Below are 24514 nucleotides of genomic sequence, written 5' to 3'. Positions count from 1 at the left end.
CACGATTACCGTGAAAGGCTGGGCAAAAGGGATCTAAACTGCGTTTACGATCAGGTCGTACGGGCACCATTGCTCGAGCAGCCTACTGATTTTTGAATTGGCTCTCTATCCCGCCTTGTCTCAGTTTTCGTATGCCTGAGCCCTAGGAGTAAGCACGGCTGTGCGCTATCGAGTAATGCTCCCATTCATGGCGGAATCAAGCTGAGATTATCCTTTGGTGATAACGCTATGCACATACTGACTGCTCGTGAAGCCGAGGCACATCTGGATCAGGTGATTGATGACGTCTGCAGAGATCATGAACCTACCGCCATCGTCCGCCGGCGCGGCCAGCCTGTGGTGCTGCTGTCGCTCGACGATTTCAACGCCATGAACGAGACAATCTATTTGCTCGCAAGCCCGTCAAACGCTTCCAGGCTTCGAAAATCCATCGTACAGGTAAGAGCTGGATTGGCCGCGTCTAAGCCGCTGAATAAGTCTGTCAGGTGAAAGCAAAGCCTCTAGGCACGGTGCGACGCGGCACCGTGCTGAGCCTGAGACAAGAAAGGAGCAAGTTCACCTGGCTGGCCACGTCAGATGTAGACGCCGTATTCGATCTGATAAAGGAGCGTGCGGACGCGCTGATAGCCCTGCGGAGTTGAAAGCACATCACACGGCGACTGGTAATTGAGCCCGCGAGCGGAATGAATCAACCACCGATCAGCGCCTTGCGCAGTTCCAAGCACTCGTTTGGCTTCATCCAGTGCCAATGCACGCCATATGATGAAATTGCGATGCTCGATGCTCCAGCATCTGCCATGAGCATGAAGCTCTCTCGAAAGCTTTTGGTAATTGCTCATTTAAAGACCTCAAGCCGCTGAGACCAAGACAAGGATATGACGACATACTACGCCGAGCCGCGCAGGCAGTAAGGAGTAAGCGACCAATTGCTTTCACCCCTGCGCGGAGCATCAGTGTCCATCTTTGAACATAGCCCTGCACAACGCCTGCCATCCAGTGATCAGCTTTCAGGGTCACACGCATCAGGGCCGAGACTGTGGAGATCCAGCGAGAATTCCCACAGGTTCCTCCCCCGCTGCTTGAGCGGCAGCCCGCAAAAAGCGCCCGCCCCTCTCCGGATCAGAAGCCAGCACGGCTCGGGCCTCCTTGATGAACAATTCCCGAAGCAACCACTTGTCCGTTCGAGCCTTACGACGCCCCTTCATTTCGCACCTCACTGACCAATTTCGATGATTTCTCAAACATAGCAAGGCGATGAAAAGCCTTCTATTAACGACCGGAATCCTTGAAAAAATCATCTCTGACAACGCTACCGAGATCACTGGAGAAATCCAGGGTGTTATCGCCTTTTCGGCTGCTCGTTGATTGCAGCGGACCTTACCAAAACCATGTTCTCGGCTCTCGCTCACGAAAATGCGGTGTTCGAAGACAAAGGGGACGCTTTCGAGCAAAGCACAATCGATCTTCTTCGAGAGCAAGGTCTGAATGCACGTAAGCTAAAAGTCAGACGAGGCCAGAACAATGAGCACGAATTCGACTATGACGTGGCGTTCACATGGGATGAGTACGTTTTCTTCATCGAATGCAAGAATCGCAGCATCCCATCAGGAAACCCGATTCTGATCAACAATTTCAATGAAGACATGCAGGCGCATCTGAATCAGGTACAACGCCTGCGACAAGGTCTGGTCGAGTACCCGGACATCTTGACCAGAGATTTTCCTGAGGCCGTCGGAAAGACACCTGTTTTCTGCATCCTCAACTCACTGCCCTACGCAATGGGGCAATACGAAGACATCTACGTAATTGACGATTCGATTCTGAGCCGGTTCTTCAGTGGCCCCACGTTTGGCGTTACTCAAGGACACTTGGACGGTGAGGGCCCTCAGGTACGAGAAGATCTTAAGCGCCTATGGGCGGGGTCCTCCCCCGGCGTGGCCGATTTCATCAAATACATTACTGACCCGCCTCAGATCAAGATTGCCATCAAGTACTACGAAGTGATTGGGCAGGTCCAACGCCTTTCGGTGAGAGCTGCTGCGGGTATCCATGACTATCGGAGAAAAGACTTCAGCAGTGACGCCCTGTCCTCTCTGCTGAGAGATCCTGATTAAGCTACCTTGCGTTCTGCTTTTGCATCATCGTCCAGAGTGCGTCCGCACTCTGGACGCTGGGTCCTGTACGCCCTCTGATAGCGTTAGCTGAGTGAAATGGACCTTCAGGATAGGTCCTTCAATCTGACCAGCACCGTCGCACGCTCTTGGCTGTCGCCTTCCTCTCAGAGCGCCTCCCACGGGTGCGGGGTGCAATAACCCATCCGCTGCTTCTGGCTGGGATTTGTGGGCGTCTTTTACGGTTGGTTGGAAGCTGGGACGACGGAGCAAGTGTTGACCCGTGTTGACAATCAGAGAGTTCGTGCTGATACTTTGCAGGCTGATGACCCGCTGCCGCCTTTCAGACAATGATCGGAGTAGGTAGATAATTGACCTGGCGGTGGGACCTGATAGCTGAAGATTACTAGGATCTCGACAGCGAGTCGCTTGCAGGCGACTGACTCACGCTCCGTCCAGATGACTGCCTCATATGCGCCCTAGTATTTCTGGCCCCTGCAAAAGCAATTACAGATATCACCCCTTAGGCACATGCCTAAGGGGTCTATTTTGCTTAAGGGATCAGCTATGGACATGTCAGCTTACTTCGATGAAGTCATTCGCATTGCTTCCAACACCGCAACCCTTGGGGGCGATCGTGTGACCGCTGCTGCGCTGGGAATGCACCTGCGCAAAGCCCATCCTTCGGTTGATTGGAAATCTTACGGTTTCAAAAAACTGTCCGATCTCTTGGCCGATCCTTTCTTTAGCTCCACGCTTGAACTCGTAAAGACAGAAAAAGGCGCTTTGGCCGTTGCTGTCATCTCCAAGAATACCCAGGGATCGACGCCTCACGTCGAGACGTACAATCCTTTGCGCAAGGCGGTTTGGGAAGCCTTTACCCTCCCTTCTCCACCTGGACGCCGGTTTTTCAATCGCCTGACCGGCGCCGTCAGAATTGGCCTCGATGCGACACCGACCCCTGCTGACGACTGGATCGAGCTGGAAAAAGTCGGATTGCCCGAACAACGCCGGTGGGCGGAATGCTTTGTCGAAGAACAACTCAAAGACACGCCGTCAGTTGATGACGCGAGAAACCTGGTTCACCTGCACACCTGGCATCCCCATCAATTCGGGCTGGACCTGGAAAGGCTCTGCGAAGGGCTAATGCGGCAGTGGAACCTGTATCGGTCTGCTCGCGTGTCTGCCTACGTCAAGAAGTGGCTTGCCGATCAAAACCTTCCGATCGACTGGGCATTTCAAACCAAGCTCAGTCTTCCAGAGCCGGCACAAGTTGAGACTTCATCACTGCCTTGGGCTCAGGAGGCGCTGCGCTGCTCTCCCGAAGAAACAAAGCGGCTTATTCTCGCCGCGCTCAGCCAGTTGCCCGTTGAACAGCTACTTGAGATCCCCATTCCTTCACGCCTGATTCTCTCTGCTCTTTCCTCTGCAAAGTCGCGCTAACGGAGGTGCGAAGCAGGAGGACTGACGATGACTTCACTGTACATGGGATTCCCGACCAACTGCTTTCTCGATGGAAGCAACGATATCGGTGCAGCCGTTGCGCGCCTGAGCCAAGCGTTCCCTGACGTGAAAATCAAGCATGTCATCTACGATGCCAACTGCTCACTGAACGTCCTTGATTTCTGTTCAATGGTCGGCCAAAAGCCAGGTCCGGTGCTGCTGTTGCAGCCGATCCAGGGGAACGTGCTTGAGCGTATCCGCGTACGTCTGGCCGCCAATGTCCCGGTCGAAGCCCCCACGATTGCAGGGGAGGCGGCGTTGCATGGCGCAGTGAAGGATGTCATCCGGCATTTCGACAACGGCGAACCACGAATCGCATTAGATATTGTCGTCGCGCTGCTCATCATGGCCAAGCTTGAGGCAAATCACATGTGGGCGGGCAACGCTAAAGGGTACATGTGGGCCGCTGACATTCCCAAAGGGCGTGGTGTCGACGAGAAATACAAGGATCGCACGCCCCATGTACTCAACCTCCTGCTCCAACACGACCTGTTGGTAAAGAAACCCAGCAAGGGCAAATCCAAATTCGCCCTCAACGATGAGAACAGAATCGAAATCTACGAAATCCTCAGAGGTAGAAAACTGCCTGCGCGTGTAGAGGGGTACCTGCAACGCCATCCGACCCTGGAATCGGTCAGAAGCCTCGATGCGTTACCGGACTACGAGGATTTGCGATAACCGTTTTGCAGAGAACCAGGCGCACCTTCGCCTACTAGCCGACATTTCCAACGATCCCACACGAGGACATGCTGTTGATAATGACAAACCTCAGGCGGCTGCATCAGAGCATGCTTGGCCAGTTGAATGAGTACGGCGAACCGATCGAGCATCAAAGCTTTCGCAGTGTGCATGGCGCCGTGTCATTCGAATGTATTTTTTCGACCAGTGAACGAGAGTACATGCTGTCCATGGTTAGCCGCGGTACCGAGCAACACCCGGACCCAGAGTTCTTTTTATTTGTCGTCAGCGATCGATATGAAATCTCACATCAATTCGATATTGAGGACTATCGGAGGCTGTCTCGTCTGCTACGAACCCGGAATGGAGAGGCTAACCACGTCTTGAGGCCTTTTGACTTCCTCACCCAACTGAATGCCAACACGCCAACCGTTGCCGCGCATCAAAGTACGCCGGACCTAAGAACCAGGCTGGAGAGCCGGCCAGACATCACCGAGGAACAGGATAAGCCGTATTTCAGCCACTGGCGGCACCCGCCACGAAGAGCGGACGGGACACCCGGCCAGGTGTCCAGAGGAAACCGCCAGAAGACCGCAATGATCAGTTCTGCCGCCCTCGCATATAGCAATCGGATGAGGCTGTCATCTTGCTGGAGCGCAGAACCCACCCAAGCGGATTGGCGACCACGAGATTAAGTCCGACGGACGACATGAGGGATTTCGTATGAGCGATGAGTTGGTAGCGACCGCCTGGGCATCAGATCAAATGCAGCGAGGTCCGGTTGCCTTGTTTCTGTCGAACTATCTGGACAGTCACAGCAAAATCAAGGTGCTGAACATCAATGCGCCTTGGGGCGCAGGCAAAACGTTTTTTCTCAACAACTGGATGTTGCAAGAGAAAACACACCGAGCCTGTGTCTACTTTAACGCATGGGAAAACGACTTCACCGGTGACTCGTTCGTGTCGCTGGTCTCCGCCATCCGTGACCAATTGCAAGACATCATCGGTCTTCCGGTGAAAGCTGATGGGATCGTTCAGGAATTCACCCAAAAGGCAGCCAAGGCAATGGTCGCCGCGACGCCTGCACTAGCCAAGGGCGTGCTCAAGAAGCTCACCGGGACGGATCTGGATGTCCTCAAGGAACTGATTGACGAAGATGCATTGGGAGATGCTGCAGAAAAGGCAGTGGAGACCATGATCACGTCCAGTCGTGACGCTCTTAATGCCGTGAACGATTTCAAGAAGGTCTTTCACGAGTTGCTCGTCGCGGCCGCGGACAAAGCACAATCCGGCGAAACTAAATGCCCCGTCTACATCTTCATCGATGAATTGGACAGATGTCGTCCGACGTTCTCGATTGAGCTGCTTGAGCGGCTGAAGCACCTGTTCGATGCCCCGAATTGCAAATTCATCATTGCAACGGATTCACAACAGCTCGGCGAGGCTATCAAGGCAGTTTACGGCAATGGCTTCGACTCACGGCGGTACCTCAAACGCTTTTTTGACTCAGAATTCACCTTGGACAACGCTGATTATGCGGCCTGGATCAAGGCCAATTTTGCACTGTTGCCTGACCCAGCACCGATGGAAATGGGGCATTCGATAGAAGATCCATTGGCTTCGCGCACTTATAGCTATGGCTCCGGTCGAGAGCGAGTTGCGGCAGACAAAGACACGGTACTGACAGGACCCCATAGGCTGGACGCAGACCAGGTCATATTTCTCGCGCTGGCATAAGCATTTCGCCCGCAGATTCGAGATCTGGAGCGCATAACGCTAAAAATCCGTGCGATGCAGGCCAGCATCAAATCTCACCGATTCTATTTCTTCTGGGCGGCCTACCTGGTGTTTCTCAAGGAAGAAAAGCCAAAGATTTACAGTGAAGCGATCGCAGGCGACCACAGCAAAATCAGAGACTTGCTAACAAGTGAGTTGCCTCCTGTGCGGCTCAGTTTTTTCACTGTAAACGTACTCATCAACGAGCTATTTCTCAGGTATGTGAACCTGTTCAGGTCTGGTTCAGAACAAGCCAGAAAAGCGGCACGGGAGGTTGATGAAGATCGACCGTTTTTGTACGCGATCAGTGATGCGTTCGCTCAGGACTACGCCAGCATAGCCAGCTACCCAAAGTTGGTGGACCTGTCCTATCACCTGCAATAGGACATGCGCCAAAAATTCGTGCTACGGATTCGACTTCCGCTATTCACCAACCCAAGCCTGATTGCTCGGAGCAAGCCTTGCATCCCCCTTTGAAACGCGTTCCTCCTCGCGACAACTTATGCACAACGGACGATGGAGAAGCTATTAAACAAGTCCACGGTACGGTGGTCGTTTGGTGGTATGAGCGTATCCGGGTAAACCCCGATGCAGCGACGATTCCAATGGTCGAGGTCGTATTTCGGTATCTGGACAAGCATGATCGGCCATCCGGAGTCACCATGGTTCCCATCGGTTTAAGTCGGATGGGCAGCTTTCGCATCGGCACTATCTGGCAAAGCGGGAAATGCATCGCGGAGGCAGACTTCGGTCAGGAGTATGAAGCGTCTGTCGACTTCACGGATGGCGCGTGGTCAATGCTGAGTGTTCCAGGCAAACACAACATTCCGTACTTGCGGCAGGACCATGAACTGCGTCGCACCAGCACCAACGGCATCGTCAGCGAACTGCTTAGCTTCCCCTTGCCCGGCAGGAACAAAAACCTGCTGATTCCTTGCATCGAGTTTCTGTTTCGTTGCTACGGGTCCACGTCCGATATCCCTAGAATTCTGGTTACGTACCCTTGGGAAAAAGTGCTGACGAAACTATACGCAACATTCGAGCACGACAACCCAGAGACCTGGGCAGTAAGCCCTGCAGATAACGTCCCTGACAGCGACGCGCTGTTGTTGGCCACGCTCAGGTACAACAAAAAAGCCGAGCTCGTTGCCAGACGCTTACATGCACAGCTTGATAATGCTCTGGCCGATAACAAAGCCTTGGAAAAAAGTCTGCAAGTCGAGCCTTGGTTTGAAGGTCCTGCGCGGCTGAGAATGCGGGGGCGCTGGATCAACGGCGGCAAGACGTTCTTATGCCTGGAGGTAACGGGCATGAGCGAGCCGCAACATCATTCCTACGACATCAGGCGCGAAAAGCAGTCAGAGGAACAACCAGAGCCACCAGATCCCGCAACGCCGCTGAAGACAACCACCATCGACAGGCCGAAGGATCAAGATCCATTCCGCATAACCGACCAGTTAGAGCCGGGTGGTAATGCGGGCTCTTGGGGTACACCAGATCCTCACTTTGTGACGCTGGGTACTCCCTGCCCATTCACTCGTACGCCGATTGCTCGCCCCAGAATCAAACGAGAGACGATGTCAGTCGAGGTCGCCCCCCCATTTATGTTCTCGACGGGCGATCCTCAGGGTGGACACAATGGTGTGAGTCACATCTACCATCGTGCCAAGCGGATTATTGGCAATGGCGGCGTGCTCAGCGCCCTATGGGCAGAGCTACAACACCTGAAACAGACCTACCCTGGCTTCACCAGCCTTGCCTGGTATTCAGAAAAGCAAGGATTCGTGCATACACCGGACTTCAGGCTCTATCCGCTCAAAGCATTCGCGGAAGACGACCGTCTGACGGAGGGGGCAAGCGCGTGGCTGAAGTACTCGGACAACGCGACGTTGAGGCGTGGTCTGCTGCTTATACAAGTGGTCATCCGTGGGCAAACGTTCTATCTGTTCGAATTGCAGCGCAAAAAGAGACGTGAGGGGAATGCATTCAAGGACGAGCAGATTTCGGGTTTGGTGGTAAACATCAATGACCCTCAAAAGGCTCGCGAGCTAATCTCCACAGTCTGCGATCAGATACGTAATGCGATGGGTAAATTTGCCCAGCTAGACATACCGGACTTTCCGCACAAGGTGTTTCGTCACTATAGCCGCAAGGGTGTTTTTACAGCCGATGTCACGTTGCGCAAAGCGTTCGAGCCACTAGGCATTTATCTGCCACACCGCAAATAGCCTCGCGTCCCTGAAGGCAAGTAAAGGGAAAAGCAGACGCCGTTCTCTTTCATTGTTCAGGTCTTTCAAGAGAGTCTGTGGAGCAGACAGCGACCCGAGCTGACTATGCCGTTGGTTCGATCGAAACAATGTCGAAATACTGAAACCGCTTTTTCTTGGCTGCCTTCTTCGCCTCTTGCTCCGCGACCAATGTACTCAAGGTGTTGGCTTCATAGACGAAAACCTCGACCAGGCCCTCGAATGTTTTTGTCACATTCATTGTGACCCTGAGCTTTGGTGTGAGAGGCCTACTCTTTGGCCGAGGTCCTGATGAAGGCGTTGGTTTGGTTGCTGGCGTTGCCGGTGTAGAAACAAGGCCGACTGAAGCTTCTTGCCCTGCCTTAACGCTATCCGAGCCAAACAACGCTCTACGCATTTCTTCTTCTGTCAGTTCTGCGTTCATTGCTTGATTCTCCGTCAGCCATTTGGCTTCGTTTCATTTACGCTGAAAAAGGTCGCCTGGTCCGTCGGACTGGGCACCCAATATTGTTTGTCTTTAAAGCTCACCCTAAAGCCTGAACGATCTCGAAAAACCTCTGGACAGTATTCCATCGCCTTCTTGTTCACGCGCTTCAGCCCGTGAAGCAACATGAGGGCTACCTTGATCCAGGCACGTTCAAACGCTTCGCCTGCACCGGCGCTGCGATACAGAGCGAGCATCTCTCCTTCCAATTTGCTCGTACGGGCCCGTGACGTTGCCAGAGCGTCTGCTGTGGTCTTGAGATCACAGTCATGCACCCGATTCAGGTAGCCAACGAATCCTTGAAGGGCTGCAGCTTGGCCAGGCGTATGAGCCAGGTATCCGGACACCGTTTTTTGCGAAGGTAATACGTCGAATGTTGGGGGCATCGTAGCGAGCAAATTGACCGCAGCCCTCAAAGAGAGGCGCACAGAACGGATGGAAGTCCGACCTTCCGCTTGCTTCGTCTGTAGATATGATCGATAGCCTTTCAGGGCATCAGCCGCGACGCCGGGAGAAACCAAATCGACCATCTGATCAATGCGGCGTTTTTCGGAATGATCTTCCTTCACCGTAGCGTCAGGCTCTGCGCCATAGCGAACTTTTAGCCAGAGCATTGGAGTCTGCATTCGGCGCAAACCGTCAGCAGTAAAATGTTCAAGCAAGGAAACGTAGGATGGTATGCCCTCTGGATGTCGATCCAGAAAGCTGAAAAACGTGAGGTAATTTTTCAGCTTGCGTGCTGCCGAATGAGTGCCCATTTCCTCTTTCAGCCACTGGCAGAAATCGGCGAATCGCTGGTGCGTAGCAGGATGTTCGAAGCTTTCAATGAACAGATTAGCTCGTCGTTTAAAGCTTTTCTCTCGCGAACAGTCATCACATTCTTGACCGCGACCTGCAGGCATCGGCTTATCACAAGCTTGGCACAAGCTCTCACCGACCTCGGTGCATCGCTTACAGCGTAGGCGACCATCCGGTCCCTTAATGAGGATCCTATGGCGTCTGCAATCAGGGCAGGTGGCAGCGTCCTGTCGAGCGCATTTTGGGCAAAGCCGGAGATCAGGATCAATGCTCAATACTCGCGACAGTCTTGTAGAAAGTTCGCCACACTTTTCACAAGGCTCAGGGTCACGGAAATAATGCGCGCAGCTACTACATGCAGGACCATATTTGGTCATTAAACCGACAGGCTTCTCGACCTGAGCACATCGCACACAGGGCGCCGTAGCCTCGCAGTGGCGACATACACCGTTTGGGTCCAACTCAGGGATCGGTAATCTGGCGTAGTTACCACAGCCTGGACAAAGCTTGCGCTTGAACACCCGTGCATAGCAGGTGCTGCAAAACGCAATTCCTTTGTAGACGCGATGTACTTTTTTTCCTACGCATAGGCATTCGGCGCGACGCTGCTTCGTCGAAGAGGCGTTCATCATCTTTGAAACTTCCTGAGCAAGCGGTTCCATCTCATCAATACGCTGGCAGGGGAACGCGGAGTGTCTGGATGAATGTGGCCACTCATGCCTCTTTGCCGAGCCTGCAGCACTGAAGCAAGCCCATCAAGAGCTACAGGCATACGACAGGAACGCGGCATCAAAAGCGAAGATCTGATTGTGTACTGAGTCGCGGCACTTATGAGTCTCTCGGGCCCAGCTGAGATCATTTTCCAAACATCAGAAAGCAAATTTGCGCGCTCTACAGGACTGAGCAGCTCGAACCGCAAACCGGTAGGTGGTTGATGCAATGTATCGAGATTGACTTGCAGGTTTTCGAAAAAACACGAAATGCATGGGTTGGCTGAGCGAACAGCGCTGCGCAATATACCAAGCATCCAGTGGGCAAGCTCGAACCACGCGCAAAGATCCAGTTGGACATTTCCATATTGCTGGGTGTAGCCACCAAACAATCTGTCAGTCGCTGCTTGAAATGCCGCTGCGTCCGGAGATTCGGGTTGGACTATTGCCTTGCTCAACGCAGCTGCGCATCGATGGCAATGACCGATATCTTCTTGGGGTGGTTTGACCAGATGCGGGCACAGAGGGGCATGGCAGCTCTCACAACGGTCCAACAAGATGACCTTATGGATGGGACAGCACGTATGCCAGGCAAGCCGACCCTGAATACGATAATAGGGTTCATCCTCAGCAAAACATCTCGGGCAGTACTGCAATCCGCCACATCTGCGACGGTTGCGAACACCCAGGCATAGAAACCAGAGCTCAGTTCCCTGCGCAAAGCAGGCATCGCCGGTGATGGATCGACACACCGGCATTAACGTCGAGGCTTGCAACGACTCTGGTGTCATGCCAGACAAGTCGCTCAAGACCTTCAAACGTTCGGGACTAAGACAACGGTCAGGATCGCTGCACCATATCCGATGCCCAGGCCAGACATCGTTAGTGAGTGTTGTAGGCTCACAGCCGTGCTTGAGGGCGCATCTCACCAGCCACGACGAGATAATTTCGTCCTCAAGCAACGAAGGTACGGCCGGCCATTGCGCGTTTACAGGACTCGTGTGCGCACGCCATTGGTAGCGGTTGGACGCATCCATGAATTTTTCTCGAGAAGTGATAGATCGATCACTTCTTTGCCGGTGTTGATGGCCTCTTTTGCGCACTCACGCAGAAGGTATTCGATGTTGCCGGTGTTACCTTCCGAGATGGTGTGGATGGATCGGGTGAGCTCAGGGCTGAACAACCGGGATGGCTTTTTCAACGGAAGTACTGATTCAAAAGACTTCAGGAATCGCTGCAGGTCCGGGTTGATGGACCAGTTGGGCAAGGCTGCGACTTCAAAACGACTGCAGTACTGAGGATCGAGTGCCAACAGTTGCAAAGCGGTTCTGGTGCCGACCAATACCAGAGGGATGTGCAAGGTATTCGAAAGCATCTTGATCTCGTTCATTGCATCCATTGCTTTGCGTGGCGAGCCGTTACTGATCGTATGAATCTCATCAATGACGAGCATACGAGTCCGCGCGACTCGCAGCAGATGGATTGCCTGATCTCGAAGCTTTGGAACTACAGCAGCCGGGTTGTGAGGAGCCCAGAACTCTCGGAGGATGGCGTTGTACAATTCCCGCTCGTCAGGCTTGTGAATTTCCACGTAGATGACGGGCCGGACGCTCACTGCATCATCGCTGACGTAGGGTTTTCCAGTGGTATTTTTGAAGCGAGTTACGACCGAGGTCTTGCCGGAGTTTGACATACCAACCAACAGTAGATTGGGCATGCGAGTCCGTTCAGGGACACGGAGCATTCCATCGAGAATGGCCCTTAGCTTGTTTGCAGCCGGATAGTCGATCCAGCGAGGCTCCTCCAGAAAATCCAGACGTTCGAGATCAGTCTTGAGCATGACCTCCCGAAACTGGGGAGCAATGTGCGAGTAATCGGTCACCAGACGTCTCCAAATGTGTCTACATCGTTAATCGATAGCAGCTCCGGAATATCTACAGGCTTCACCGGCTGAGACGAGACCGCTGGATTAGGGGCAGCAGGGGTCGTTTGTTTGGCGTTGTTGGTTCGCTTTTGAGTGTTTTTGCGGGCTGCCTTAGTACGTGCTGCAGCTTCAAGTTCTTGCTGGCGATTTTCTTCGATCAACCGCTCCAGGAGTTCATGGTCCACAGCGTCGCGGCCCATCTGCTTGGCTTTCTTCTTGGCCGCTACGTATTCGGCCACAGTGGTGCCAGCGTATCGACCTCGAAGGATCGGAATCTCAAAATACTCACGAAGGCCTGGATCGAAGAACCAGATACGGTTGATATCACGCGGATCGCGGCGAAACAGGAACTTGCGCGGATTACCGGTTGCTGGATCAATCGTACCGACGTAAGGCCTGAGGGCTTCGGCGTAATACATAGCGTCCATCTCGACGCCATCTGGCCGAATAGTGCGCCTGGAGGATGGCAAGAAATCCAGCTGAAATGCCCACGGGTCGGCCACTCGTGGCGGTAGCGGGAGCAGCGGGTTGGTTTCCTTGTCTCCAAAAAAAGCGGCATCCCACTTTTTGATGGGCGCGCAATCAAGTTCTTCGTGGTATTTGTTGTTATAGATAATGATATTTTTGACCAATCGCTCTTCGTACTCTGCGAAGGTGTACGTCGCTTTTTTCTCAGAGTTGTATTCACTGCGCTCTTGCGGATTGCTGAACGTCGCTCCCTTATCCCTCTTAGCCATTCCCGCGAATGTACCCATGAGACGCTCGATATGGCCGCCCCAATGAGGTTTCTTCTTGGGCCTGAACTCACGCTTGATCTCATGAAGGATGCACGACTGAATAAGGCTGTGGGAACGGAAGTCCGCACCGTTATCGCTGTGCAGCGTTCCCATTTTTCCCCATACAGGCCACTTGGCAGCGACGTTATGCAGAGCCAACCACTGCTCCTTGGGCAGAATCGAATGGACAACACACATTGCCACCGATACCGCGGACGGCGCATCCATCGATAGGTAATACCCAGTGACCATTCGGGTGTAGACGCAAATGGCCAAGGTCAGCCAAGGACGACCAATGGGACGGCGATGTATGTCGTCGACGAGTATCACATCCATAGGAGTGTGATCGATCTGAACGATTTGTAGCGGATACTCTGTGTGTAAGCCACCTGGTCGAGGCTCGTACTTGTTACCTGCCAACTCCTTGTCGCCGCGCTTGCGCAATCGAATGTGGTCGGGAATTTTGCGAATCCGGGCCTGAACTGTCGTGATGTTAGGGACCCGAAGTTTTAATTTCTTGCAACGCGTCCGGACTTCCTCGAACGTCGCCTTAGCGTTCGGCTTTTGTTCGGTGAGGTAATACTCCTTGAGCGTTTCAGCGATAACCGCTTCAACTTCTTCGGAAATCCTGGGGCGCCCCCTACTCCATCCTCTCTTGATCGGGATCAGGGCTGTAATATCGCCCTGTTCCTTGTATCGACGCATCCACCGATAGACAGTGACAGGATCAACGCCGGCCTCTTGTGCATGCCGTTCAACCACGCTTCGGGAATGACCCTCGATGCCGAGCAAAGGCGAAATGACCGCATACCTTTTTTGCGCTGCTGCCCACTGTTCTGCTCCCAACTCCTCAAGATCGTAGTCAGCGTAAGCGCCTCTAATTTTGTTGCCCAAAAACGGCTTGAGATCCGCGATCGGCATCACAGACGCTCGACCACTTTCTACATTGATTCCGAGCACCGACTGGAAATCGAGCACCTGGGTGATACGAAAAGTCTCTTTCTGGTAGCACACCAGAGCGCCAGGCAGCACATTCACAACGGAACGATCCAGCTTGGTTCCACGAACCGCTTCGCTACTGAGATTGTTCATTCCGGCATCACCACTTCGAGCGAATCATCCAAGGCTTCTGAGATGTCGCAGTCAAGCCTTCGAGTAGCGATCAGGTGGAAGATGTGGGACTTACCTAACGCCTCGGCACCGTTGAAATGAAGTGCCACAAGGTACTGCACTGTGGCAATCCCCATAATCGCGACCGTACGAATGACGGCTTCCAAATCCACCGCTTCGTAGGCCGCCCTTTTGAAGCGCTCCAGGTACTGGATGTTTTTCAGAGACTGCCCCCGGATTCGGGATTCATCGTAAATGTGAAAGCTCCATCCCTGCTGCTTGGCGTGGCGTAGCGCTGCCTTCCACTTTGGAAACGAATCGCGCCAGGACTTACGCCAGTTTTCTTCAGGTTTCACCTCAACGAGGATGGGCATTTGTTGCGTATGGGGATGAAAGCGGACAAGAAAATCAGGGGTGTACGTGTAGGAGCGACCATTATTCGATGCAAAATCGAGCTGTATCGGCTGCGACACGACAGACAACACATCCGTCCGAAATTCCATGCGACTGAGGAAGTCGCGCTCGAGACCAGATTCGAACGCAACGCCCTCTCCGCGAAAAGCGAACACTCCAGACAGGCTACGCGTCGTAGATTTCACGCGCCTCGCCACAGAGAACGGGATCTGGTTGCAGCTATTGCTATCCATATCAGACCTAGTTGCACGTATTAATAGAGTTGTGTTGCATCTATTGTTGGTTGATCATACGACAGAATGCGGGCTTCAGAAGAAAAGCGTTGCATCTATTTTCAGATGTCACAGCGGCAGCCGTCCGCAACCTGGTGAAATTACCCTGGCTCACTACGGAGTGCTGTTCCTCGATGAGCTTCCGGAGTTTGATCGACGAGTGCTGGAGGTTTTGCGCGAGCCTCTGGAGTCGGGGCATATTGTGATTTCACGGGCCCGTGATCGCGTGCGCTTTCCCGCGCGATTTCAGTTGGTGGCGGCAATGAATCCCTGCCCTTGCGGTTATCACGGCGAGCCGACCGGGCGTTGCCGTTGCTCCACTGATCAGATTCAACGCTACCGCAACAAACTGTCCGGCCCGCTGCTGGATCGGATCGACCTGCACCTGACCGTCGCCCGCGAGGCGACCTCACTGGCCGCCACGCCGCAAACCGGCGAGACCAGCGCCAGCTCGGCAGTTCTGGTCTGCGAAGCGCGGGAGCGGCAGCAAAAGCGGCAGGGATGCGCAAACGCGTTTCTCGACCTCCCCGGCTTGCGTCAGCATTGCGCGCTGCTGGCCGAAGACGAGGCCTGGCTCGAAACCGCCTGCGAACGTTTGAGCCTGTCGCTGCGCGCGGCCCATCGCCTGCTGAAAGTAGCGCGCACGCTGGCAGATCTGGAGCGGGTAGACGCGATTTCCAGGAGTCATATTGCCGAGGCGTTGCAGTATCGGCCTTCGACCGGGTGAGATCCCTCGGACAGATCGCGGAAGACTCAAGGCTGTCGATCCTGGCCGCAGGCCGTAGTCGTCCAGCTTGCTGACGATCTAGTAAAACCTCACGACAGCGTCTGCCTGACACGACCAAGGCGCCTGAATTTACTCTGTGGGAGTAAACTTGCTCACGAAGATAGCGTCAAACGTCTACGATTCTGCGTATGTATTGACGCTTTCGCGAGCAAGCCCACTGTCACAAATTGCGCCGCTCTCGTGACCTGGTGCTATCGCAATCAAATCACCGAAACCGATCCACTTCCTTGCGCAAATCCGCCGCCAGTGCATTCAACTCTTGCGCAGTCACTGCCAGATTCGAGACCACTTCGCGCTGCTCGCTGTTGGCCAGGGCGATGCTTTGCAGGTTGGCGCTAAGGAGCGTCGCCGTGTTGCTTTGCTCTTGGGTTGCAGTAGTGATGGACGCGAACTGCTCGCCGGCCGAGCGGCTTTGTTCATCAATATGAGCCAGGGCAGCAGCGACTTTGGCGTTGCGCGTCAGGCCTTCCTGCATCAGCGTGTTGCCGTGTTCCATGGTGCTGATGGCATTGCCGGTTTCCTGCTGAATGCTGGCGATCATGCCGCAGATTTCATCGGTGGCCTGGCGAGTGCGCGACGCCAGATTGCGGACTTCATCAGCCACTACGGCAAACCCGCGACCCTGTTCACCCGCACGCGCCGCTTCGATGGCTGCGTTGAGCGCCAGAAGGTTAGTCTGTTCGGCGATGGAGGTGATGACGCTGACGATGCCGCCGATCTCTTGCGAGCGCTGACCCAGAGTGTCGATCACCGCGGCGGTGCTGCCCAGAGAGCCGGCAATCTGCTCGAGTGAGGCCGACGCCTCTTCCATCGATGCGCGCCCGATGCGGGTCTGCTGGGCGTTGCCCTGCGCCAGCCGCTCGGTGTTGCCCATGTTGTCGGCGATGGTCAGGGCCGTGGCGCTGAACTCTTCGACCGCGCCGGCCATGCTGGTGATTTCGCCGGACTGCTGCTCCATGCCTTCATAGGCACCGCTCGACAGACCGGACAGCGCCTGGGCACGCCCGCTGACTTCCTGAGCGGCGGCGCGGATATGCGAGACCATGGTTTCCAGCGCGCCGCCCATCTTGTTGAAGCTGCTGGCGAGTTGGCCGATTTCGTCGTGGCTGGTGATGTTCAGGCGCACGCTAAGATCCCCGGCGCCGAGGGCTTCAGCCTGGCTCACCAGATCCGACAGCGGCTGCAATTTGCTGCGCAGCAGCCAGATCGCCGAGCCCACGGCAATCAGCATCGCCAACAGGCTGCCGATCGCCAGTTGAGTGCCGACGCTCCAGGTCACCGCGCTGATCTCATCCCTGGGCATGGTCGCCAGAATCGACCATGGGCCGCCGGGGAAGGGTTCGGCGACGGTATAGAAATCAGCTCCTGCGTCCTGCCAGAAACCGCCTTTTCCGGGCGTCTTCACGAACTCGGTCAGGGTCTTGCCCGCCTGATCCAGGTCCTTCACACCCGATGGCGGCACCAGCCATTTGGTCTGCTCGTCGAGCAAGGCCAGCGAGCCGGTCGAGCCAATGCGAAAGCTTTTGAGATTGTCGAACTGCGCTTTCTGCGCGTCGGTGTAATCGAAGCCCACGAACAACACGGCGATGACCTTGCCGCTGTCGTCGCGTACCGGGGAATACTGGGTCATGTACAGACGATCGAACAGCACCGCGCGACCAACGTAACCCTGGCCCGCCAGCAGTTTTTCGTAGGCTGGGTGCTTGTGGTCAAGCACAGTGCCGATGGCGCGAGAACCGTCCTGCTTGCTCAACGAGGTGCTGACGCGGATGAAGTCGTCGCCACTGCGCACAAAAACCGTCGCCACGCCCGCCGTCATCTTCCTGAAGTCATCGACATCGACGAAATCGTTATTCAGAGGCTTGCCGTCTAGCAGCAGTGCGGGGGTCTGCATGCCTGCCACGGCGATTTGCTGATCGGCCTGCAACGTCAGGCCACCGCTGAACCGCTTCTCGAACAGCCCGCTCAAGCGCTGGGTGCTGTCGCGCAAGGTGCTGTGGAAGGTGTTCAACTGGTCAGCCAGCAACCGCGCTTCGCTGCCCATGTGCTCTTCGCGGATGACGAGGTTTGCCGAATCCAGCGAGCGCAGGGCGAACAAGGTACTGCCGCTGATAACGACGGCCAGAATAACGGCCAGGGCGATGCCAAGCTGCGAGGCAATGCGGGCACGAGGCTGGGGCATGAAAACTCCTTGCCGAACGACTGGACCATCCTGATCTCAGGCAAACCATTCGGGCTGATATTTGATAGAGGGCGTTGATACACCGATAGAAGAATCGGTTCTGCAATTACAGATTCGGCTGACAGGAAGAATACTTGAGTCCTACGCATGGTCTTAAGATCGGAGCTGGATGAAACGTGCTCGCCTCTGCCGCAGGACATAAGAGTGCGGGCAGAAGCGGTGCACAGCCGACGCTGAACCATCACTCCAGTATCGTCACATCCGGCAATTCCATCGCGTGTACTTCGCCCTGCAGAAAATCGCTGAGCCTGCGCAGACGCTCGCCGCCCGGCCGGGTTTTGGGCCAGACCAGGTAATAGTTCTCGCCGCTGACCACCGCAGTGCGCCACGGCAGACTGAGGCGGCCCTGGCTCACATCCTCGGCCACCATCAGCAGATCACCCATGGAAACCCCATAACCCCGTGCCGCCGCAATCATCCCGAGTTCCAGCGTATCGAACACTTGTCCGCCCTTGAGCGAGATCTGATCCGACAACCTCATCCGCTCCAGCCAGCTGCGCCAATCTCGACGATCAGGCGTGGGATGCAGCAGTTCAGCACTGGCCAGCCTTTCTACGTCCCATGGCGCGTCATCGAGCAGGCTGGGAGAACCCACCGGAATCAATAGCTCCGGAAACAGGTAAGTCGCCTCCCAGTCCGGCGGAAAATGCCCGCGACTAAGCAGCACCGCGCAGTCGAACGGCTCTTGAGTGAAGTCGACATTGTCGATGTCCATCCAGGCACTGGTCAGTTGCACTTCATTACCGACCTGCAAATGACGAAAGCGGCTGAGCCGCGCCAGCAGCCAGCGCATGGTCAATGTCGACGGGGCCTTCATGCGCAAAATACCCTCTTCCGCCATCAGCGCACTACAGGCCCGCTCCAGCGCGGAAAACCCTTCACGCACGCCCGGCAGTAGCTCCCGTGCAGCTTCGGTCAATTGCAGGTTGCGGCCGTTGCGGCGAAACAAACGACAGGCGAAGTGCTGTTCAAGGGTGTGGATATGTCGGCTGACCGCGCTCTGGGTGATCGACAGTTCCTCGGCAGCGCGAGTGAATGAGCTGCGTCGCGCTGCGGCTTCAAATGCACGCAGCGCATACAAGGGCGGGAGACTACGGGGCATAAAGCGCTTTTCCTCTTTGCGTGACGGCGATACCAGGTACTGTAGCGGAGAACTCTCAGGATGAGTTTTACTCATGCCAACGATCGTATTTATCCCTTTGTGCATTAAGCTCCGAATCACGACAATGGGCCGCTCATCAATGCCTCATCCTCCCGAGCGCCAAGACCATGCAACAGCACGCCTTTAAAGAACTGTGGATCATCCTGCGCCTGGCCGGGCCGCTGATCGCTTCGCAGATGGCGCACATGTTGATGGTGTTCACTGACACCGTGATGATGGGCAAGCTCGGCCCGGAATCCCTCGCCGGCGGTGGCCTGGGCGCCGCCAGCTATAACTTCGTTTCGTTTTTCTGCGTCGGCGTGATGGCGGCGGTCGGCACCCTGGTGGCCATTCGAAAGGGGGCGAACGACGACGCGGGCGCAACCCGACTGATTCAGGCCGGGCTGTGGCTGGCGTGGGGGATGGCACTGATTGCCGCGCTGATTCTGTGGAATCTTGAGCCGATCCTGCTCAACTTCGGCCAGGATGAAGCCAACGTGCACATGGCCAGTCAATTCCTCCTCACCTTGCCACTGGCATTGCCTGGCTTACTCAGTTTCATGGCGCTGCGGGGCTTTACCAGCGCGCTGGGCCGTGCAACGCCGGTGATGGTGATCAGCTTGGTAGGAGTCGCACTGAATTTCGGCCTCAACTACGCCTTCATTCATGGTCTGTTCGGCTTGCCGCACTGGGGCTTGATGGGGATCGGGCTGGTCACGGCGATCGTTACCAACAGCATGGCGCTGGCCCTCGCGCTGCACATTCGTTATCACAAGGCCTACGCGGCGTACCCGATCCACAAGGGCCTGATGAAAATCTCCAGCACCTGCCTCAAGGAGTTGTGGCGTCTGGGCCTGCCGATTGGCGGCACCTACGCGGTGGAGGTCGGTTTGTTCACCTTTGCGGCATTCTGCATGGGGGCGATGGGCAGCAACGAAATGGCGGCGCACCAGATCGCGCTGCAATCTGTGTCGATGGCGTTCATGATCCCCGTCGGAATTTCGTACGCAGTGACCATGCGCATCGGTCTACATTATGGCGGCGGCAATGTACTGCTGGCGCGCACCGCCGGACGCATGGGAATTGCTTTTGGCGGCCTGCTGATGCTGACTTTTGGCATTCTGTTCTGGGTCGCGCCCCAGTTGGTGATCGGGCTGTTCGTGGACGTCAACGACCCGAAATACCAGGGCGTGGTCGAACTGGCGGTGAAGCTGTTGGCGATCGCTGCGTGGTTCGAAATTCTCGACGGCACGCAGACCATTGCGATGGGCGCGATTCGGGGCTTCAAGGATGCCAAGACCACATTTCTCATCGGGCTGGCGAGCTACTGGGTAGTCGGCGCGCCGCTGGCATGGGGCTTCGGCTTTCTCGCGCACCAGGGCGCGGTCGGGGTCTGGTGGGGTCTGGCGGTCGGCCTGCTGTGCTCGGCGGTGGCGCTGACCTACGCCTTCGAACGCAAGAGCGCGAAGCTATTGCGTAAAGAGGCAACGGATGTGGTGGTAATGGGCTGAGGAAGAACACTTGTAGAAGCGTGCTGGGTCTGGGCCTGCATCCGGACGAAGGCGCCGTGCCAGGTACAATCGATGTCTCTGGCATGACGCAATCGTCCGGATGCGGCCCGGACCAGGCGCGTTGCTATGGGTAAAAGGTCACAATCCCCGCAAAACCCGGCCTTCACCCTGATCGAATGTCAGATAATCCAGCAATTGCGGCAACGCCAACGGGTGGCTGATCAGATAACCCTGCGCCTGATCGCAACCGAAACTGCGCAGCAACGCCAGCTGTTCTGGCGTTTCGACGCCCTCGGCCACCACTTCCAGACTGAGGTTGTGCGCCAGGTTGATCATGGCGTGAACCAGCTTGCGGTTTTCCTCGCGCTGCTCCATCTCGCCCACGAAGCTTTTGTCGATCTTGAGCAAGGTAATCGGCAGGCTGTTCAGGTGCACGAACGACGAAAAACCCGTGCCAAAGTCATCCAGCGAAAACCGCACCCCTAGCCGCCCCAGCGCGTCCATGGTCTGCTTGACCAGATCGCTGCGGCGCATGACAGCGGTTTCGGTGAGTTCGAATTCCAGCCACTGCGCATCCACACCGCGATCGCTGATCAATCGGCTCAGGGTCGGCAATAGCTGGTTGTCCTGGAATTGCCGGAATGACAGATTGATCGCCATGTGCAACGGTGGCAGCCCCTTCTCGCGCAGCGTCTGCATATCGCGCAGGGCGCGGGAGATGACCCAGTAACCCAGCGGCACGATCAGCCCGCTTTGCTCGGCCAGTGGCACGAACTCACTCGGTGGCAACAGGCCTCGCTCGGCATGACGCCAGCGCACCAGGGCCTCAAGCCCGAGAATGTTTCCAGTATCCAGGCACAGGCGCGGCTGATAATGCAGCTCCAGTTCGTCGCGACGCAGGGCCCGGCGCAGTTCGCTTTCCAGATCGGCAAGGCTGCGGGCGTTGCGGTTGATGCGCTCGTTGAATACATGAAAGGTGCAGCCTTGGGTGCCCTTGGCCTGCTGCATGGCGATATGCGCGTGCCACATCAGCGGGTCGGCACCCGCGTCGACGCGCGCATGGGCAATACCCACGCTGCAGCCGATCAACAGGCTTTCGCCGTCAATCCAGTAAGGCTCGGACAACGCCTCGGTGATGCGCTCGGCCATCCATTCGGCGCGTTCTGGCGCACGACGGGTATCGATCAGCAGGGCAAATTCGTCGCTGCCCAGGCGCGCCAGTTGATCGCAGGCTTCGAGCTGACTTTTCAATCGCGCCACCACTTGCAGTATTAACCGATCGCCGGCCTGATGCCCCAAGGCGTCGTTGGCGCGGCGAAAGTTGTCCAGATCCAGATGCCCCAGCGCCAGCCCGCGGCCATCGAACTCCGCCAGTCGTGCTGCGAGCAGGGTCTGAAAGCCCTGCCGATTGGCGATGCCGGTCAAAGGGTCCTGCTCGGCCAGGCGCTGAAGGGTGTTTTCCAACAGGCCGCGCTCGCGCAAATGACGCAGGCAGCGGCGCAGGCTCTGGGTTGACAGCGCTTCACGTCCCAGCCAGTCGCTGACGCCCAGCGGGTCGGTATCGGGTTCGACATCGAGCAACAGTACTGTCGGCCAACTGCACTGACCGGCCGCAGGCTGCAAGGCGAGCGTGGTGAAAAGAATGAAAGAATGCGAAGGGTCGCCGGGCTCGCCAATAGCGTCCCAGCTCGCCGCGCAGTCGAGAAATACGGCTTCCCCAAGGGGTGCCAGGCACTCGCGCATCAATGCTGGCCATTCCGGCGTGTCAGCCAGAAGCAGCAAACGCAAGGGTTCGACAGGCGTAGACAAGCTAGCTCCCCACACAAACGATAGACATTGGCACCCACTCAAACGGGGGTTGCCAAACGCGGCAATCCACCCCGCGATGCGCAAATGTAACAAAACGGCGAAATATAGATAGCGTGACGCATCACAGTGTCGGACGGTCGCTGCACAATCCTCGGACCCTGTTAAAATGCCCGCCCATTTTGCAGGCGATTCCCTTTTTCTCTCATGTCCCGACTCAATCCCCGGCAACAAGAAGCCGTGAACTACGTCGGCGGCCCTCTTTTGGTGCTCGCCGGTGCAGGCTCCGGCAAGACCAGCGTGATCACACGCAAGATTGCCCACCTCATCCAGAACTGCGGTATTCGTGCCCAGTACATCGTCGCGATGACCTTTACCAACAAGGCAGCGCGGGAAATGAAGGAGCGGGTCGGCACCCTGCTGCGCAGCGGCGAAGGGCGCGGCCTGACGGTGTCGACGTTCCACAACCTGGGCCTGAACATCATCCGCAAGGAGCACGCTCGCCTGGGTTACAAGCCTGGCTTCTCGATCTTCGACGAGACCGACGTCAAGGCGCTGATGACCGACATCATGCAGAAAGAATACTCTGGCGACGACGGCGTCGACGAGATCAAGAACATGATCGGCGCCTGGAAAAACGACCTGATCCTGCCTGCCGAGGCGCTGGCCAACGCGCGCAATCCCAAGGAGCAGACCGCCGCCATCGTCTACACCCACTACCAGCGCACGCTGAAAGCGTACAACGCGGTGGACTTCGACGACCTGATCCTGCTGCCGGTGAAGCTGTTCGAAGAGCACGCCGACATTCTGGAAAAGTGGCAGCACAAGGTGCGCTACCTGCTGGTGGACGAATATCAGGACACCAACGCCAGCCAGTATCTGCTGGTGAAAATGCTCATCGGCACCCGCTGCCAGTTCACCGTGGTGGGCGATGACGACCAGTCGATCTATGCCTGGCGTGGCGCACGGCCGGAAAACCTGATGCTGCTCAAGGACGACTACCCGTCGCTCAAAGTGGTGATGCTGGAGCAGAACTACCGCTCCACCAGTCGCATCCTGCGCTGCGCCAACGTGCTGATCGCCAACAACCCCCATGCGTTCGAGAAGCAACTCTGGAGCGAGATGGGCCACGGCGATGAAATCCGCGTGATCCGCTGCAAGAACGAAGACGCTGAAGCCGAGCGTGTGGCAGTCGAGATCCTCAGCCTGCATTTGCGCACCGACCGGCCCTACAGCGACTTCGCGATCCTCTATCGCGGCAACTATCAGGCAAAGCTGATCGAGCTGAAATTGCAGCACCACCAGATTCCCTATCGCCTGTCGGGCGGCAACAGTTTCTTCGGGCGTCAGGAAGTCAAAGACCTGATGGCCTACTTCCGCCTGTTGGTGAACCCGGACGACGACAACGCCTTCTTGCGCGTGATCAACGTGCCGCGCCGGGAAATCGGCTCGACCACGCTGGAAAAACTCGGCAACTACGCCACTGAGCGCAAGGTTTCGATGTACGCGGCTACCGACGAGATCGGCCTGGGCGAGCATCTGGACAGCCGCTTCACCGACCGGCTCAAGCGCTTCAAGCACTGGATGGACGGCGTGCGCCAGCAGTGCGCGACCCAAGACCCCATCGCAGCCCTGCGCAGCATGGTCATGGACATCGATTACGAGAACTGGATTCGCCAGAACAGCTCCAGCGACAAGGCCGCCGACTACCGCATGGGCAACGTGTGGTTTTTGATCGAGGCGCTGAAAAACACGCTGGAGAAGGACGAAGAAGGCGGCATGACCATCGAGGAGGCCATCGGCAAGCTGGTCCTGCGCGACATGCTCGAGCGTCAACAGGAAGAGGAAGACGGCGCCGAAGGCGTGCAGATGATGACCCTGCACGCCTCCAAGGGTCTGGAGTTTCCCTACGTGTTCATCATGGGCATGGAGGAGGAAATCCTCCCGCACCGCTCCAGCATCGAAGCCGACACCATTGAGGAAGAACGCCGCCTGGCCTACGTGGGCATCACTCGCGCCCGTCAGACCCTGGCCTTCACCTTCGCGGCCAAGCGCAAGCAGTACGGCGAGATCATCGACTGCCTGCCGAGCCGTTTCCTCGATGAACTGCCCCCGGACGATCTGGCCTGGGAAGGCAATGACGACACACCTACCGAAGTGAAGGCCGTACGCGGCAATACGGCATTGGCGGACATTCGCGCCATGCTGAAAAGATAAACACTACA

20 protein-coding genes and 1 pseudogene are annotated in these 24514 nt (G+C 56.2%); 11 read left to right on the top strand and 10 right to left on the bottom strand.

Annotation, left to right across the window (positions count from 1 at the left end; genetic code table 11):
- Positions 1-228 precede the first annotated feature (228 nt).
- Complete coding sequence (locus tag CE491_RS07760; protein ID WP_110947764.1) at positions 229-489, top strand: type II toxin-antitoxin system Phd/YefM family antitoxin; 261 nt, start codon at positions 229-231, stop codon at positions 487-489.
- A gap of 83 nt (positions 490-572) precedes the next feature.
- Here CE491_RS07760 and CE491_RS07755 read toward each other — a convergent pair whose 3' ends face one another.
- Positions 573-839: an MbcA/ParS/Xre antitoxin family protein gene (locus CE491_RS07755; RefSeq protein WP_110947763.1), complete on the bottom strand. Its 267-nt coding sequence runs from the start codon at positions 837-839 to the stop codon at positions 573-575.
- A gap of 579 nt (positions 840-1418) precedes the next feature.
- Here CE491_RS07755 and CE491_RS07745 point away from each other — a divergent pair.
- From CE491_RS07745 to CE491_RS07715, 7 genes are all read left to right on the top strand, one after another.
- Entirely contained in the window at positions 1419-2114 is a 696-nt protein-coding gene (locus tag CE491_RS07745; protein ID WP_199885027.1) for a hypothetical protein, read from the top strand.
- 564 nt (positions 2115-2678) lie between these two features.
- Positions 2679-3554 carry an OST-HTH/LOTUS domain-containing protein gene (locus CE491_RS07740; RefSeq protein ID WP_199885026.1) on the top strand — a complete coding sequence of 292 codons (876 nt, stop codon included), beginning with the start codon at positions 2679-2681 and terminating at the stop codon, positions 3552-3554.
- Between the two features lie 42 nt (positions 3555-3596).
- On the top strand, positions 3597-4292 hold the full coding sequence (locus CE491_RS07735; protein WP_199885025.1) for a hypothetical protein: 696 nt from the start codon (positions 3597-3599) through the stop codon (positions 4290-4292).
- A 68-nt stretch (positions 4293-4360) separates the two neighbouring features.
- Entirely contained in the window at positions 4361-4987 is a 627-nt protein-coding gene (locus CE491_RS31215) for a DUF6037 family protein (RefSeq protein ID WP_110947758.1), read from the top strand.
- A 28-nt stretch (positions 4988-5015) separates the two neighbouring features.
- Positions 5016-6029, top strand: coding sequence for a KAP family P-loop NTPase fold protein (locus CE491_RS07725; RefSeq protein ID WP_110947757.1), 1014 nt, complete (start codon positions 5016-5018; stop codon positions 6027-6029).
- 54 nt (positions 6030-6083) lie between these two features.
- Positions 6084-6452 (top strand): hypothetical protein, encoded by a 369-nt coding sequence (locus tag CE491_RS07720; RefSeq protein ID WP_110947756.1) that lies wholly within the window; start codon positions 6084-6086, stop codon positions 6450-6452.
- 278 nt (positions 6453-6730) lie between these two features.
- On the top strand, positions 6731-8296 hold the full coding sequence (locus CE491_RS07715) for a hypothetical protein (RefSeq protein ID WP_110947755.1): 1566 nt from the start codon (positions 6731-6733) through the stop codon (positions 8294-8296).
- A 103-nt stretch (positions 8297-8399) separates the two neighbouring features.
- On the opposite strand, the gene CE491_RS07710 is transcribed toward CE491_RS07715, so the two are convergent.
- From CE491_RS07710 to CE491_RS07680, 6 genes are all read right to left on the bottom strand, one after another.
- Positions 8400-8738, bottom strand: coding sequence for a hypothetical protein (locus CE491_RS07710; protein WP_110947754.1), 339 nt, complete (start codon positions 8736-8738; stop codon positions 8400-8402).
- A gap of 14 nt (positions 8739-8752) precedes the next feature.
- Positions 8753-9700 (bottom strand): hypothetical protein, encoded by a 948-nt coding sequence (locus tag CE491_RS07705; protein WP_199885024.1) that lies wholly within the window; start codon positions 9698-9700, stop codon positions 8753-8755.
- A 524-nt stretch (positions 9701-10224) separates the two neighbouring features.
- The gene (locus CE491_RS31210; RefSeq protein ID WP_110947751.1) at positions 10225-11343 is read right to left on the bottom strand and encodes a TniQ family protein; all 1119 of its coding nucleotides are present in this window, start codon (positions 11341-11343) and stop codon (positions 10225-10227) included.
- A complete protein-coding gene (locus CE491_RS07690; RefSeq protein WP_110947750.1) occupies positions 11295-12188 on the bottom strand; it encodes a TniB family NTP-binding protein in 894 nt (297 codons plus the stop codon). The genes CE491_RS31210 and CE491_RS07690 overlap by 49 nt, the downstream gene beginning before the upstream one ends.
- A complete protein-coding gene (locus CE491_RS07685) occupies positions 12185-14098 on the bottom strand; it encodes a Mu transposase C-terminal domain-containing protein (protein WP_110947749.1) in 1914 nt (637 codons plus the stop codon). The genes CE491_RS07690 and CE491_RS07685 overlap by 4 nt, the downstream gene beginning before the upstream one ends.
- The gene (locus CE491_RS07680; protein ID WP_324880294.1) at positions 14095-14715 is read right to left on the bottom strand and encodes a TnsA endonuclease N-terminal domain-containing protein; all 621 of its coding nucleotides are present in this window, start codon (positions 14713-14715) and stop codon (positions 14095-14097) included. Before CE491_RS07680 ends, CE491_RS07685 begins: the two co-directional genes overlap by 4 nt.
- A gap of 163 nt (positions 14716-14878) precedes the next feature.
- Between CE491_RS07680 and CE491_RS07675 the strand changes: the two are divergent.
- Positions 14879-15529: pseudogene (locus CE491_RS07675) on the top strand (ATP-binding protein); the annotation flags it as partial.
- Positions 15530-15794: 265 nt separating this feature from the next.
- Here the strand turns inward: CE491_RS07675 and CE491_RS07670 are convergent.
- Both CE491_RS07670 and CE491_RS07665 read right to left on the bottom strand, forming a co-directional pair.
- Complete coding sequence (locus CE491_RS07670) at positions 15795-17771, bottom strand: methyl-accepting chemotaxis protein (protein WP_110947747.1); 1977 nt, start codon at positions 17769-17771, stop codon at positions 15795-15797.
- Between the two features lie 241 nt (positions 17772-18012).
- Positions 18013-18933: a LysR substrate-binding domain-containing protein gene (locus tag CE491_RS07665; RefSeq protein ID WP_110947746.1), complete on the bottom strand. Its 921-nt coding sequence runs from the start codon at positions 18931-18933 to the stop codon at positions 18013-18015.
- Between the two features lie 167 nt (positions 18934-19100).
- On the opposite strand from CE491_RS07665, the gene CE491_RS07660 reads away from it, so the two are divergent.
- Entirely contained in the window at positions 19101-20483 is a 1383-nt protein-coding gene (locus CE491_RS07660; protein WP_110947745.1) for a NorM family multidrug efflux MATE transporter, read from the top strand.
- Positions 20484-20621: 138 nt separating this feature from the next.
- Here CE491_RS07660 and CE491_RS07655 read toward each other — a convergent pair whose 3' ends face one another.
- Positions 20622-22292, bottom strand: coding sequence for a putative bifunctional diguanylate cyclase/phosphodiesterase (locus tag CE491_RS07655; RefSeq protein ID WP_110947744.1), 1671 nt, complete (start codon positions 22290-22292; stop codon positions 20622-20624).
- Between the two features lie 204 nt (positions 22293-22496).
- On the opposite strand from CE491_RS07655, the gene rep reads away from it, so the two are divergent.
- Complete coding sequence (rep, locus tag CE491_RS07650) at positions 22497-24506, top strand: DNA helicase Rep (RefSeq protein ID WP_110947743.1); 2010 nt, start codon at positions 22497-22499, stop codon at positions 24504-24506.
- Positions 24507-24514 lie beyond the last annotated feature (8 nt).

It is taken from the genome of Pseudomonas bohemica (genome assembly GCF_002934685.1).
GTDB classification, from domain to species: Bacteria; Pseudomonadota; Gammaproteobacteria; order Pseudomonadales; family Pseudomonadaceae; genus Aquipseudomonas; species Aquipseudomonas bohemica.
Note: the sequence above shows the minus strand (reverse complement) of the source record. Positions and strands in the feature narration are given on the sequence as shown.